We start from the raw sequence: 13,575 nt of genomic DNA, 5'->3' as shown, positions 1-13,575 counted from the left end.
CGGGCTCGCTCACGGCCCCGGCCCGAATTGGTCCGGCTACGCCGCCGCGCGCTGAAGCCGATCGCGCACGCCCTCCCAGGCGTGATCGTCCGGCGGCGTCTCGACCCAGATCAGCTTGACGCCCTGGGCATCGAAATCGCGCAACACGGCGAAGAGCATCTGCGCGGCTGCCGCCGCGTCGTCCGGCATGCGCCGGCGCAGGATGTGACCGGACTGGCTCTTGAGTTCGGCGCGCGACCAGACGGCGATGTGCCGAGCATCGGCACCCAGCACATCGAGCGCGGTCTGCAGCGCCTTGGCGTCCATCAGCCGGACCTTGGCCGAAGGCGCGTAATGGGATTCGAGCGTTCCCGAGGCGCGCGGATCGGGCGAGCCCACCTCCTGCCGGGCTCGTAAGCGTTCGCCGCAGGCGGCCTCGACCTGGGCCCGGGTGATCTGGCCGGGCCGCAGGAGCACCGGAACCCCACGGCTGCAATCGACGATGGTCGATTCGATGCCCACCTGGCACGGCCCGCCGTCCAGGATCAGGAGGTCGTCGCCGAATTCGCCCTGCACGTGCGAAGCCGTGGTGGGACTGACCCGCCCGAAGCGGTTGGCACTCGGCCCCGCCAGGCCTGGCACGCCATGGGCGGCGCAGCTTTCGAGCAGCGCCTGCGCCACCGGATGCGCGGGGCATCTCAGCCCGATCGTGTCCTGCCCGCCGGCGGCTGCCGTGGCCACGCCATGCTGGCGCGTGACGATGAGTGTCAGCGGGCCGGGCCAGAAGGCCACGACCAGCTTTTGGGCAAAGTCCGGCAGCGGCTGGGCGAAGCGCTCGACCGCCTGGGCCAGTCCGGCGCCGGCCGGAAGGTGGACGATCAGCGGATGGTCGCTGGGTCGGCCCTTGGCCGCGAAGATGCCGGCCACCGCGTCGTCGTCGGCGGCGTTGGCACCCAGTCCGTACACGGTCTCCGTCGGAAAGGCCACCAGATGGCCCGCGCGCAAGGTGCGCGCCGCTTCTTCGATGGCTTGGCCCGATTGGCCGTCCAGGATCATGCGGAAGTGACCGGCGAGGGCAGGCCGAGCAATGCCGCCGCGCGCACCGCCGTGGCACGCACCTCCGCGACGCTGGCGCCGGTGATGTTCAAGTGCCCCATCTTGCGGCCGCGCCGCGCCTCCTGCTTGCCGTACAGGTGCAGATGCGTACCCGGCAGCGCCAGCACCTGGGCCCATGGCGGCTCGGTCGCTTGAGGGCCCTTGGCCAGCCACAAGTCGCCCAGCAGGTTGAGCATGATGGCCGGGCTGTGCTGGCGCGGCTCGACCAGCGGCAGGCCGGCCAGGGTGCGCACCTGCAGGTCGAACTGCGACAGCTCGCAGGCGTCGATGGTGTAGTGGCCGCTGTTGTGCGGTCGCGGGGCCATCTCGTTGACGACCAGTTCGCCATCGGCCAGCACGAAGAACTCGACGCACAGCACTCCGACGTAGTTCAGGCCGTTGGCGATGGACAAGGCCGCCTCGGCCGCGCGCTTCGCGATCTCGGGAGGCACGCATTCCTCGTGCGCCTCGGTGACGGCCAGGATGCCGTCGCGGTGGAGGTTGCGCTGCGCCCGGTAGTTCACGGCCTGGCCATCGTGGCCACGCGCGACGATGACCGAGCATTCGAAATCGAGCGTGAGCCGCTTTTCGAGCACGCACGGCACCTGGCCCGCATCCATCCAGGCAGCGCCCAGTTGGCCGCGCGATGCCACACGCTGCTGGCCTTTGCCGTCATAACCCAGCGTGGCCGTCTTGAGAATGCCGGGCAGCAGGTCGTCGGTCACCGCGGACAGTTGCTCGGCCGTCTCGATCACCGCGTAGGGCGCGCAGGCCACGCCGCACTTGACGAAGTGAGCCTTCTCGCGGATGCGGTCCTGCGCGATGGCCACTGCATCGGCCGAAGGCGCGACGGGCACGTCGCCGGCCAGAGAGGCAAGGGCGCGCGAGGGCACGTTCTCGAATTCGGTGGTGACCGCATCGGCCAGGCGGGACAGGCGCGCGAGCCCGTCGCCGTCGAGATAGTCGGTGTGCACGTGGTGATGGCTCACGCGGCCGGCCGGACTGTCGGCATCCGGGTCGAGCACCGCCGTGAAATAGCCGGACTGCTGCGCGGCATGGACGAACATGCGGCCGAGTTGGCCGCCGCCCAGGACACCCAGCGTGGCGCCTGGCAGCAGAGGAAAGTTGGCCGGAATCAAAGTGCACCTCCGCCCTGCGGCGTGAAGGGAGAAACCGCCGTCTCATCGGGCGGCGGCAACGTCATGGCGCGAGCGGCTTCGGTCTGGCGCGAGCGGAACTCGTCGAGCTGGGCACGCAGCGCCGGATTGCCCACGGCGAGCATGGCCACCGCGAACAGCGCAGCATTGGCGGCGCCCGCCGTACCGATGGCAAACGTGGCCACCGGCACGCCCTTGGGCATCTGCACGATGCTGTGCAGCGAATCCACGCCTTGAAGATGGCGGCTGGCCACCGGCACGCCGAGCACCGGCACCGTGGTCTTGGCCGCCAACATCCCGGGCAGGTGGGCGGCGCCGCCCGCACCGGCGATGATCGCGGCCAGCCCGCGACCGGCGGCAGCCTCGGCATAGTCGAACATGTCGTCCGGCATGCGGTGTGCCGACACCACCCGCGCTTCGTGGGCGATGCCGAATTGCCGCAGAATCTCGACCGCGTGACGCATCGTCTCCCAATCGGAGTTCGAACCCATCACGACGCCAACCTGAATCGCTTGCTTCATGGTCGGAATTCTACGTTTCGCCCCTGTCGGGAAAATGTGGCTTTCCACTTATTCCTGACTCCCCCAAGGGCGGCGCGCCGGAAGGCCACCCTGGGCACCTTTGGATTGAACCGATGATTGACATCACCCTCGACAATTTCCAGACCGACCTGATCGAAGGCTCGATGGACCGGCCCGTGCTGCTGGATATCTGGGCCGAATGGTGCGGCCCCTGCAAGCAGCTGGGTCCGGTGCTGGAAAAGCTGGAAGTCGAATACGCCGGCCGCTTCACGCTGGCCAAGCTCGATGCCGACAAGGTGCCGCAGATCTCCCAGCAGCTGTCGCAGATGTTCGGCGTGCGCAGCATCCCGTTTTGCGTGATGTTCGTGGGCGGCCAGCCGGTGGACGGCTTTGTGGGCGCCATCCCGGCCGAGCAGATCCGGCAGTTCCTCGACAAGCACGTGCCCGGTGCCGACGAGCTCGAGGCACAGCAGCAGGAAGAAGAGGCCAACGCCGCCCTGGCCGATGGCGATACCGAGGGCGCGCTCGAGAAGCTCCAGCACGCGGTGGCCACCGATCCGTCCAACGACGACGCCCGCTTCGACTACGTCAAGCTGCTGCTGCGCGAAGGCCGCACGGACGACGCCAAGGTGGCGTTCGCGCCGGTCATCGACCGTACGTCCCTGGTGCGCCGGTTCGATGCCTTGCAGCGCTGGATGGATGCGGTCGACTTCGCCGCCCCGCCCACGGGCGCGGCACCATCGCTGGCCGACCTGGACGCGCGCATCGCCACCAACAAGCGTGACTTCCAGGCCCGCTTCGACCGTGCCCGTCTGCTGATGGCCCAGCAGCAGTGGACGGACGCCATGGACGAGCTGCTCGAGATCCTCATGCGCGACAAGGCCTGGAGCGAAGAGCTGGCCCGCAAGACCTACATCGCGGTGCTGGAGATCATCGAGCCGCCCAAGCCGAAGGTGGCCGAAGGCCAGATCCCGCCGGACGATCCGACCGTCGCCAGCTATCGACGCCGCCTCAGCAGCGTCGTGCTCAGTTGAGCGCCGCAACGGGCAGCCGCTACCATGCCCGGATCGAACACCGACATGGAGGATCTGTCATGCGTCTGCTGCCCGAGCGCCTTGCTTCCTGCCGCGCTGCCCTGTTGCTGGCGGCCGCGGCCGTCCTTGCGGGATGTGCCACCGTGAGCCTGGACGAGCCGATCGAGTCGCACCCTTGGCGGCTCGCCAGCATCGACGGACAGGCGGTTCCGCCCGCCAGCGATGCGCGGCAGCAAGCGCAACTGGAGTTCGACGGCAACGGCCGTGTGGCCGGATCCGGGGGCTGCAACCGCCTGACGGGCAGCTATCAGCGCAACGGCACGCAGCTCAAGATCGGCCCGCTGGCCTCTACACGCATGGCCTGCGTCGACCCGACGCGCGGACAACTCGAATCGCGCTTTCTTGCCGCGCTCGAGGCGACGACCCAGTACAGCGTCGTCGGCGGCGAACTGGTGCTGATCGGCTCGCGCGGCCAGACCCTGGCCAAGCTCAGCAGCGCTTCGCGCTGAGGCTCGCGCCCGCGGCCCCGCCGGCGGCGGCGGGATTGCCGAGTCACCAGCGCGCGGGCAAATCCTGCATCAGAACGAGTTGACGCTGGACGACCTGAAGGTAGCCTCCAGACTCCAGGTCCTTGAGCAGACGGCTGACCATCTCGCGCGAACAACCGATTTCGCTGGCGATCTGCAGGTGCGTGAGTCGTTCGGCCACCACGCGGGTGCCGTCGCCTACGGGCACGGCACGGCGCTCGAGCAACGCGCGCAGGCGGCTGTAGACATCCAGCAGCGCCATGCTGCGGGCGCTTTCGGTGGCCAACCGCGCGCGCCGGATCAGGCGCTCGATGAGTCCCAGCGCAAATTCGGGGTCGGCGGCAATGTGTTGCAGGACGGTCTCGCGCGTGACGACCGAGCACACGGTCGTCTCGATGGCCTGCACGCTGGCGGAGCGCCGGCCGCCGTCGAGCGACATCTCGCCCACGTATTCGCCGGGGCCATGCAGGGCCATCGTCACCTCGCGCCCGCGCGAGTCCGAGACATAGGCACGCAGCTTGCCCGACAGCACGATGTAGATGGAATCACCGACATCGCCTTCCTCGATCAGCACCGCGTTCTTGCGGTAGCGCCGCTGGACGCCCAGTGCGGACAGACGATCGACTGGAGGGGTCAACAAGGTCAGAGGCGCCGGCGCGACCGGCGCCGGTCGGCGAGAAAGAATCGGCGGCATGCAGCGAATATAAGCGGCTAGCGCACCTCGGGCGGCAGGGCGATCTCCCAGGCACTGACCTGGGGGCCTTGCTCCCTGCCGTTCCGCGGCCGAACTGCGGCGTCTGGGCCGCCTGTCGCGTCAGTCGTTCGTCGCGATCGCCATGCCCCGGCCGGCGACGACCTGCGGCATGCGCGAGAGCCGGTGCACGATTTCCCGGACGCTGTTGCTGCCCGTCTTTTCGCGCACACTCTTGATGTGAGTGCGCACTGTAGAGACGCGCACGCCTTGCAGGCCGGCGATCTCCTCGGCCCGATGGCCGTCGCACAACTGACGCAGGACTTGCTGCTCGGCCCGCGTCAGGCGGTTGGCACGCGCAAACATCTGCATCGTGAGGGAGGCGCAGTTCTGGCGCTTGCTGCACATGATCAGAACGGCATCGATGCGGCCGCTGACCGACGGCATCGGCACGAATGCAAGGGACATCGGCTGGCCTTCACCCTCGATGTCGACGATGGCGCGCACGTCGTCGCCCGCATCGCGCAAGGCCTGGCGGATCTTGCGCTGGGCGGCGTCGTCGCTGCCGTGCAACATGCCCTCGCGATCGCAAAGGGTGCGCGCCGCCGACAGTTCTGCCTGGGCCGGCTGGTTGACGTGCAGGATTCGCCCCGTCAGGTCGACCACGATCAAGCCATGATCGATCTCATCGAGCACCCGCGCCAGCAGCATCGCCTGCCCTTCGACGGGAGCGACCATTCTTTCGATTGTTATTTCCATCACATTCTCCTCATCCATCTGTATGAGGAAGTATGGAAATTTGTTTCTAAAAAGAGTGGTGAACTATTGCCGCGAAATTTGTGACGCATTTACATCCCCCAGATGAGGGACGTGCGCCCGATCAGCCCGTCAGGCGCTCGAAGGCTTCGCGGTACTTGGCCGCGGTCTTCTCGATCACCTCGGCGGGCAGGCGCGGCGCGGGCGGTGTCTTGTCCCAGGGCTTGCCGTGCGGCCGCGCCGATTCGAGCCAATCGCGCACGAACTGCTTGTCGAAGCTCGGCGGGTTCTCGCCAGCGGCCAAGGCCTTTTCATAGCCCTCCACCGGCCAATAGCGCGAACTGTCGGGCGTCAGCACCTCGTCCATCAGCACGAGGCGGCCGGCGGCGTCCAGGCCGAACTCGAACTTGGTGTCGGCAATGATCATGCCCTTGCCTAGCGCGATGGTCGCAGCCGCTTCATACAGCGCGATGCTGATGTCGCGAATCTGGCTGGCCATGGTCGGGCCGACGATCTCGACCACCTTTTCGTAGGGAATGTTTTCGTCGTGCTCGCCGGCCTGCGCCTTGGCCGCTGGCGTGAAGATGGGGCGCGGCAGCTTGGCGGCGTTGGTGAGCCCCTCGGGCAGCGGCACGCCGCACACGGTGCGGCCTTCCTGGTATTCCTTCCAGCCGCTGCCGGCCAGATAGCCGCGCACCACGGCCTCCACCGGCACGGGCGTGAGGCGCTGGACGAGCATCGAGCGACCCTGGACCTGCGGCACCTCGGCCGGCGTAACCACGCTCTCGGGCGCTTCGCCGGTCAGATGGTTCGGGCAGATGTGGCCGAGCCGGTCGAACCACCAGAGGGCCATCTTGGTGAGGATCTCGCCTTTGCCGGGAATCGGCTCGCCCATGATCACGTCGAAGGCCGACAGGCGGTCGCTGGCCACCATGAGGATGCGATCCTGGCCGACCGCGTAGTTGTCGCGCACCTTGCCACGCGCAAGCAAGGGCAGGCTCTGGATGGAAGAGGTGTGGACGGTGGTCATGAAGGGACTCGTGTTGTCAGAAGGCTTGGCCTGGGGGGCGTCCAGGCGCGCAAGGGCGCATTGTGCGCGCGGAAAAAAGCCACCGCGAGGGTGGCTCGAGTGCTCGTGAAAGCGTGTCGACCGGGGCTTCGCCCGCTCAGACCACTTCCTGTGCCAATTCGCCCTTGGCGTATTTGGCAGCGACGATCTGCAGCGATTCGCCCTTGATCTTCGCGCCCTGGCCTTCGCAGCCGAATTCGATGTAGCGCTGCTTGCAAATCTGCTTGGCGGCTTCGCGCGCGGGCTTGAGCCATTCGCGGGCATCGAACTTCTCGGGGTTCTCGGCCAGGAACTTGCGCACCGCACCGGTCATCGCCAGGCGGATGTCGGTGTCGATGTTGATCTTGCGCACGCCGTGCTTGATGGCTTCCTGGATCTCCTCGACCGGCACGCCATAGGTCTCCTTCATGTTGCCGCCGTACTGGCGGATGATCGCCAGAAGTTCCTGCGGCACCGACGAGGAGCCGTGCATCACGAGGTGGGTGTTGGGAATGCGGCGGTGGATTTCCTTGATGCGGTCGATCGCCAGGATGTCGCCGGTGGGCTTGCGCGTGAACTTGTAGGCGCCGTGGCTGGTGCCGATGGCGATGGCCAGCGCGTCGATCTGGGTGCGCTTGACGAAGTCGGCGGCCTGCTCGGGGTCGGTCAGGAGCTGGTCGCGGGTCATGGTGGCGTCGGTGCCGTGGCCGTCTTCCTTGTCGCCCTTCATGGTTTCCAGCGAGCCCAGGCAACCCAGTTCGCCTTCAACCGTCACGCCCACCTTGTGGGCCAGATCAGCCACCTTCTTGGTGACGTCGACGTTGTAGTCGTAGCTGGCAATGGTCTTGCCGTCGGCTTCCAGCGAGCCGTCCATCATCACCGAGGAGAAGCCCAGGTTGATGGCGCCCTGGCAGACGTCGGGGCTCTGGCCGTGATCCTGGTGCATCACCAGCGGGATGTTGGGGTACATCTCGACGGCAGCCTCGATCAGATGCTTGATGAAGGGCTCGCCGGCGTACTTTCGCGCACCCGCGCTGGCCTGCAGGATGACGGGGGCGCCGGTTTCCTTGGCGGCCTCCATGACGGCCTGCACCTGCTCGAGGTTGTTGACGTTGAATGCCGGGATTCCGTAGCCATTGGCGGCGGCGTGGTCGAGCAGTTCGCGCATCGAGACGAGTGCCATGATGTTTACCTCTCGCGGGAAATTGAATGAATGTTGAAAGTGGGTGGACTGCCTCGATTCTATCGGCCGCCCCCCGCGCGCCATGTCAGAGCGGGCCGATGTCCTTGCGGACGTTCAAAGTCGTCCAGAAGCGAAACGAATGTAACGAGCGGGAACCCGTGCTTGCAGGTGCCAATCTCCTGCGGATGGCTGCCTCGTGCCGCTCTGCACCCATCTCCCGCCGCGCGCTCCTTGTACGCAGCCGTGCGGCAGGCGTGATCGCCCTCGCCGCGCTCGTCCGCCCGTCGATCGCCGCGCCGTGGATGGACGACGCAACGCTGACCGAGCCAGCGCCGCCTGCCCCGCCGGGGTTGTCTCTGGTCCAAAGCCGGCTTTGGTCACTCGCGCAGGCGGAGTTGGGGCGCCTCGGCCCTGTCATTCCCATGCGGGACGTCGTGGCCGTGGCGGACTTCGGGGCTCATTCCAGCCAGCGGCGGTTTCACCTGATCAACCTGCCCGAGCGACAGGTCAGCAGTTTTCTGGTGGCCCACGGTCGAGGTTCCGACCCGGAACACAGCGGCTTGCTCCAGTTCTTCTCCAACGAGGTCGACTCCAACGCCAGCTCCGAGGGCGCGTATCGCACGGGGGAGTTCTACGTCGGCAAGTATGGCCGATCCTTGCGCCTGGATGGATTGGACCGGAGCAACAGCAACGCGCTTGCTCGCGCCATCGTTGTTCACGCTGCCGACTATGTCAGCGAGGCTGTCGTCGCGCGCGAAGGCAAGTCGGGACTCAGCGAAGGCTGCTTCGCCTTCGACGAGGACGACGCCGAACTGATCATGCGGACCCTCGGTCAGGACCGGCTCTTGCTGTCCGGCCGATTCCTGTCCTGAGGCGCCGCAGCGCCATCAGCCCACGCGGCAGATCTTGAGCATGTTGGTGCCGCCGGGCGCGCCCATCGGTTCGCCACAGGTGATGGCGTAGACATCGCCCTTCTGCACGATGCCGCGGCGCTTCAGGTGCGCTTCGGCCTGCGCCAAGGCGGCGTCGCGGTCGTTCTCGGAATCCATCAACAGCGGGCGCACGTTGCGGTACAGCGCCATGCGCCGCTGGGTCGCCAGCCGCGACGTGAGGGCGAAAACCGGAATGTGCGCGGCATGCCGGCTCATCCACAACGCGGTGGACCCCGATTCCGTCAGCGCGACGATGGCCTTGGCGCCCAGGTGATGGGCGGTGAACAAGGCGCCCATGGCGATCGACTGGTCGATGCGCGAATAGTTCTGGCCGCTGAAATCGGTGTCGCGTTTCGTGTCTTCGGCCTGTTCGGCGGCTTCGCAGATGCGGCTCATTTCCTGCACCGTTTCGAGCGGGAACTTGCCCGAGGCGGTCTCGGCGGAGGTCATCACCGCGTCGGTTCCGTCCAGCACCGCATTGGCCACGTCGCTCACCTCGGCGCGGGTCGGCACCGGGTTGTTGATCATGGATTCCATCATCTGCGTGGCGGTGATGGAGACCTTGTCCATGTTGCGCGCCATCTGGATCATCTTCTTCTGCAGCGCGGGCACGGCCGCGTTGCCGACTTCGACCGCCAGATCGCCGCGGGCGACCATGATGCCGTCGCTGGCGGCCAGGATCTCCTCCAGCTTCGGAATCGCCTCCGCGCGCTCGATCTTGGCGATCAGGGCCGGCTTGTGGCCGTATTCGGCAGCGGCCACATTGCACAGCTGGCGCGCCATTTCCATGTCGGTGCGGTTCTTGGGAAAGCTCACCGCCACGTAGTCGGCCTGGAAGCTCATCGCGATCTTGATGTCTTCCATGTCCTTGGCCGTGAGGGCCGGCGCCGTGAGGCCACCGCCCTGCTTGTTGATGCCCTTGTTGTTCGACAGGTCGCCGCCCAGGCGCACGGTGGTGTGCACCGCGTCGCCGCGCACGGCATCGACGGTGAGGACGATCAGGCCGTCGTTGAGCAACAGCACGTCGCCCGGGACGACGTCGCGCGGCAGGTCCTTGTAGTCCAGGCCCACGGCCTGCTCGTCACCCAGTTCGGTCCGCGCGCCGTCGAGGACGAACTTGGCACCGGGTTCGAGCCGGATCTTGCCCTGGGCGAACTTGCCGACGCGGATCTTCGGGCCCTGCAGGTCGGCCATGATGGCGATCTCGCGGCCGGCGCGGCGCGAGGCTTCGCGCACCATCGCCGCACGGTCGATGTGGTCCTGCGCCGTCCCGTGGCTGAAGTTCAGGCGCATCACGCTGACCTTGTATCGGATCATCTGCTCGATCAGTTCCAGCGAACTGGTCGCCGGGCCGAGCGTGGCAACGATCTTGGTGGCGTGACGGGGAAGGCGGGGCGTGGCTGCCATGGGGGCTGTCTCCTGGACGGTGTGTTTGTGGTTATCTCACATCAAAATATAGCATTGCACGATGTGAGATTCGTGACGAATAACTGAAATTCCCCCGATGAATGAGCCAGCCGCGCGATTCGCCGCTGGCTATTTCGTCGCGCGGCGAGAGAGGATCTCGAAGGCCGGCAGGGTCTTGCCCTCCAGCACTTCGAGGAACGCGCCGCCGCCGGTGGAGATGTAGCCCACCTGTTTCTCGATGCCGTATTTGGCAATGGCAGCCAGCGTGTCGCCGCCGCCGGCGATGGAAAAAGCGCTGCTGTCGGCGATGGCGCGGGCGATGGTCTCGGTGCCCTTGGCGAAGGCGTCGAACTCGAACACCCCCACCGGACCGTTCCAGACGATGGTGCCGGCCTGGCGCAGCATGGTGGCGAGCTGTTCGGCCGTCTTGGGGCCGATGTCCAGGATGAGGTCGTCATCGGCCACGTCGGTGGCGGCCTTGACCGTGGCCGGGGCATCTGCCGCAAAGCGCTTGGCGCAGACCACGTCCACCGGAATCGGCACGGCCGCTCCGCGCGCCTTCATGGCTTCGATCACGGCCTTGGCCTGATCGACCAGGTCGGGCTCGGCCAGCGACTTTCCGATGGGCAAGCCAGCGGCCAGCATGAAGGTGTTGGCAATGCCGCCGCCGACGATGAGTTGATCGACCTTGCTGGCCAGGCTTTCCAGGATGGTGAGCTTGGTGCTGACCTTGGAGCCGGCAACGATGGCGACCAGTGGGCGCTTGGGATCGCTCAAGGCACGGCTGATGGCGTCGATCTCTGCGGCCAGCAGCGGGCCGGCGCAGGCCACCTTCGCGTATTCGGCAATGCCGTAGGTCGAGGCTTCGGCGCGGTGCGCCGTGCCGAAGGCGTCGTGCACGAAGATGTCGCACAGGCCCGCCATCTTCTTGGCCAGTTCGGGGTTGTTCTTTTTCTCGCCCTTGTTCAGGCGGCAGTTTTCCAGCAGCACCACCTTGCCGGGCTGGACGGACACACCGCCGTCAACCCAGTTCGAGACCAGCGGAACCTCCTGGCCCAGCAGTTCGCCCAGGCGAGTGGCCACCGGCGCGAGCGAATCCTCGGGCTTGAACTCGCCTTCGGTCGGGCGGCCCAGGTGCGAGGTGACCATCACGGCCGCCCCGGCATCGAGCGCCATGCGGATGCAGGGCACGGATGCGCGGATGCGGGTGTCTTCGGTGATGCGGCCGGCGTCGTCCTGCGGCACGTTCAGGTCGGCACGGATGAAGACGCGCTGCCCGGAGGCTTTGCCCTGGGCGCACAGATCGGAGAAGCGGATGACGTTCATGGTGGCGAAGGGCGCGCGGCCCGCTCGAATGGTTGGAAAGCGAAAGCGCCCATTCTAGGAAGTGGCAGCGCCGCCAAGCCCGAGCGTTGGACCATCGCCGACTGGCACACCCCGCGCAAGCCCGACGCGATCCATAAACAGGCAGCATGAATTCATCAATTAACTTCGATTGATTTATGGATCTCGGCGACGTCCAATGCCCGACATGAGCCGATCCGCCACTCCACACACCGAAGCAAACGCCGGGCCCGTGCCTGTGCTGGGGCTTCACCATTTCGCCTGGCGCTGCCGCGACGCCGAGGAAACCCGCCGCTTCTACGAAGACCTGCTGGGCCTGCCGCTGGTTCACGTCATCAAGAGCGACCACGTGCCCAGCACCGGCGAATACTGCCCTTATGTCCACATCTTCTTCCAGATGGCCGATGGCTCTTACATCGCCTTTTTCGACCTGGGCGACGACCTTGCTGCCGCGCCCTCGCCGAACACGCCCGCCTGGGTAAACCACCTCGCGCTGCGGGTGGAATCCGAGGCCGCATTGCTTGCCGCCAAGTCGCGCCTGGAAGCAGCGGGTGTGCAGGTGCTTGGCGTGACCGACCATCACATCATCCATTCCATCTACTTCTTCGACCCCAACGGCATCCGGCTCGAATTGACCACGCCGACGGTGAGCGCCGATGTGATGCAGGCTCACGCCCGCAACGCGCATGCGGACCTGGACGCCTGGAACGAGCGCAAGGCGCAACTGCGCGAGGAGGCCCGCCATGGCTGAGCCCACGCTGGAACTGGCGGTGATCGACGTCAAGCCCGGCGCGGCGATGGAAAGCCAGTCGGGGCTTCAGCTGCTGCGGCCGCGCATCTACGGCGCACGCATGTCGCCGGCCGATGGCAACCGGCGCGTGGCGGCCATCGTGATGCATCCCACCAGCAACTTCATGGGGCACTATTTGATTGCGCCGCTGGCTGCGCGCGGCATCACCTGCATGGGGCTGAATTCGCGCTACATGGGCAACGACACGGTGCTGCTGATGGAGCGCGTGATCCAGGACCTGGGCGCCGGTGTGAGGTACCTGCGCGAAGCGGGCTACGAGAAGGTGCTGCTCATCGGCAACTCGGGAGGCGCCGCGCTGGCCAGCTTCTACCAGGCGCAGGCAGAACGACTGACTGCGCATCGCTTTGCCGACGGCGACCCGACGCACCTTCACCCGGACGATCTGCCGCCCGTCGACGGCATCGCGTTGTGCGCAGCGCACCTCGGACGCTCTCGATTGCTGCGCGACTGGATCGACCCTGCCGTCACTGACGAGCACGACGTTCTCTCTTGCGACAGCGCGCTCGACATGTACGACCGCCGCCATGCGATGCCCTACGACCGGGAGTTTCTCGATCGCTTTCGCACTGCGCAGCTCGCGCGTCTGGCACGCATCGAGCAATGGGCGGTCGATCGCCTGGCGATGCTGCGGCAGATGCCAGGCGCCCCGCGCGATCAGGCCTTCGTCGTCTACCGCACCCATGCCGACCCGCGCTGCCTCGACCTGACGCTCGATCCCAACGACCGCGTGCCCGGCAGCGTCTGGGGCGATGCGCGGCAGGTCAACTACTCGTGCAATGCCATGGGCCGCACGACATCGCTCACCGCATTCTTGTCCCAATGGTCATCGCGCTCGCAAGCCGACGGGCCGACCAACCTGGCGCGCACCTCGGTGCCGGCACTGCTCTTGACCTACACAGCCGACCAGTCAACCTTCCCGAGCACGCGGGACGCATGGCTGGAAGCGGGAGGCACGCGCATCCGCAACGTGGACGTGGTGGGTGGCAACCACTATCTGGCAGGCCAGCCCGAACTCGTGACGCAGGCCGCTGACCACATCGCGGAATGGGCACACGCCCTGCGCTGAAAGCGAGTTTGCGACAACAAGACA

The 13,575-nt window shown here is 66.7% G+C and carries 14 protein-coding genes; 5 read left to right on the top strand and 9 right to left on the bottom strand.

The annotated features are described in order from the left end of the window. Positions 1 to 36: 36 nt before the first annotated feature. Genes QTH91_RS09450 through purE form a run of 3 tightly spaced genes read right to left on the bottom strand, consistent with a single transcriptional unit; the run spans position 37 to position 2,752 of the window. Positions 37 to 1,035, bottom strand: a complete 999-nt coding sequence (locus QTH91_RS09450) for an L-threonylcarbamoyladenylate synthase (RefSeq protein ID WP_286659824.1) — start codon at positions 1,033 to 1,035, stop codon at positions 37 to 39. Beyond that, a complete protein-coding gene (locus QTH91_RS09445) occupies positions 1,032 to 2,213 on the bottom strand; it encodes a 5-(carboxyamino)imidazole ribonucleotide synthase (RefSeq protein ID WP_286659823.1) in 1,182 nt (393 codons plus the stop codon). The genes QTH91_RS09450 and QTH91_RS09445 overlap by 4 nt, the downstream gene beginning before the upstream one ends. Further along, complete coding sequence (gene purE, locus QTH91_RS09440) at positions 2,210 to 2,752, bottom strand: 5-(carboxyamino)imidazole ribonucleotide mutase (RefSeq protein WP_286659822.1); 543 nt, start codon at positions 2,750 to 2,752, stop codon at positions 2,210 to 2,212. The genes QTH91_RS09445 and purE overlap by 4 nt, the downstream gene beginning before the upstream one ends. Before the next feature lie 113 nt (positions 2,753 to 2,865). Between purE and QTH91_RS09435 the strand changes: the two genes are divergently transcribed. Together QTH91_RS09435 and QTH91_RS09430 are read left to right on the top strand one after the other, a co-directional pair. Further along, positions 2,866 to 3,786: a tetratricopeptide repeat protein gene (locus QTH91_RS09435; RefSeq protein ID WP_286659821.1), complete on the top strand. Its 921-nt coding sequence runs from the start codon at positions 2,866 to 2,868 to the stop codon at positions 3,784 to 3,786. Positions 3,787 to 3,845: 59 nt separating this feature from the next. Beyond that, positions 3,846 to 4,295, top strand: a complete 450-nt coding sequence (locus QTH91_RS09430) for an META domain-containing protein (RefSeq protein ID WP_286659820.1) — start codon at positions 3,846 to 3,848, stop codon at positions 4,293 to 4,295. A 43-nt stretch (positions 4,296 to 4,338) separates the two neighbouring features. Here the strand turns inward: QTH91_RS09430 and QTH91_RS09425 are convergent, their stop codons facing one another. The 4 genes from QTH91_RS09425 to fba form a co-directional block, all read right to left on the bottom strand. After that, positions 4,339 to 4,953 carry a Crp/Fnr family transcriptional regulator gene (locus tag QTH91_RS09425; protein ID WP_286659819.1) on the bottom strand — a complete coding sequence of 205 codons (615 nt, stop codon included), beginning with the start codon at positions 4,951 to 4,953 and terminating at the stop codon, positions 4,339 to 4,341. Between the two features lie 174 nt (positions 4,954 to 5,127). Then, on the bottom strand, positions 5,128 to 5,742 hold the full coding sequence (locus QTH91_RS09420; protein ID WP_286659818.1) for a helix-turn-helix transcriptional regulator: 615 nt from the start codon (positions 5,740 to 5,742) through the stop codon (positions 5,128 to 5,130). Positions 5,743 to 5,884: 142 nt separating this feature from the next. Further along, positions 5,885 to 6,790: a phosphoribosylaminoimidazolesuccinocarboxamide synthase gene (locus tag QTH91_RS09415; protein ID WP_286659817.1), complete on the bottom strand. Its 906-nt coding sequence runs from the start codon at positions 6,788 to 6,790 to the stop codon at positions 5,885 to 5,887. Positions 6,791 to 6,926: 136 nt separating this feature from the next. Continuing rightward, complete coding sequence (fba, locus tag QTH91_RS09410) at positions 6,927 to 7,991, bottom strand: class II fructose-bisphosphate aldolase (RefSeq protein WP_286659816.1); 1,065 nt, start codon at positions 7,989 to 7,991, stop codon at positions 6,927 to 6,929. A 254-nt stretch (positions 7,992 to 8,245) separates the two neighbouring features. Between fba and QTH91_RS09405 the strand changes: the two genes are divergently transcribed. Beyond that, positions 8,246 to 8,863: a murein L,D-transpeptidase catalytic domain-containing protein gene (locus QTH91_RS09405; protein ID WP_286659815.1), complete on the top strand. Its 618-nt coding sequence runs from the start codon at positions 8,246 to 8,248 to the stop codon at positions 8,861 to 8,863. A 15-nt stretch (positions 8,864 to 8,878) separates the two neighbouring features. Here QTH91_RS09405 and pyk read toward each other — a convergent pair whose 3' ends face one another. Next, the gene (gene pyk, locus QTH91_RS09400) at positions 8,879 to 10,330 is read right to left on the bottom strand and encodes a pyruvate kinase (protein WP_286659814.1); all 1,452 of its coding nucleotides are present in this window, start codon (positions 10,328 to 10,330) and stop codon (positions 8,879 to 8,881) included. 129 nt (positions 10,331 to 10,459) lie between these two features. After that, positions 10,460 to 11,656, bottom strand: coding sequence for a phosphoglycerate kinase (locus QTH91_RS09395; RefSeq protein WP_286659813.1), 1,197 nt, complete (start codon positions 11,654 to 11,656; stop codon positions 10,460 to 10,462). A gap of 205 nt (positions 11,657 to 11,861) precedes the next feature. On the opposite strand from QTH91_RS09395, the gene QTH91_RS09390 reads away from it, so the two are divergent. Both QTH91_RS09390 and QTH91_RS09385 read left to right on the top strand, forming a co-directional pair. Further along, complete coding sequence (locus QTH91_RS09390; RefSeq protein ID WP_286659812.1) at positions 11,862 to 12,425, top strand: VOC family protein; 564 nt, start codon at positions 11,862 to 11,864, stop codon at positions 12,423 to 12,425. After that, positions 12,418 to 13,551 carry an alpha/beta hydrolase family protein gene (locus QTH91_RS09385; protein WP_286659811.1) on the top strand — a complete coding sequence of 378 codons (1,134 nt, stop codon included), beginning with the start codon at positions 12,418 to 12,420 and terminating at the stop codon, positions 13,549 to 13,551. Before QTH91_RS09390 ends, QTH91_RS09385 begins: the two co-directional genes overlap by 8 nt. Positions 13,552 to 13,575 lie beyond the last annotated feature (24 nt).

It is taken from the genome of Variovorax dokdonensis, assembly GCF_030316895.1.
GTDB classification, from domain to species: domain Bacteria; phylum Pseudomonadota; class Gammaproteobacteria; order Burkholderiales; family Burkholderiaceae_C; genus Variovorax; species Variovorax dokdonensis.
This window is presented reverse-complemented; position numbering and strand designations above follow the sequence as displayed.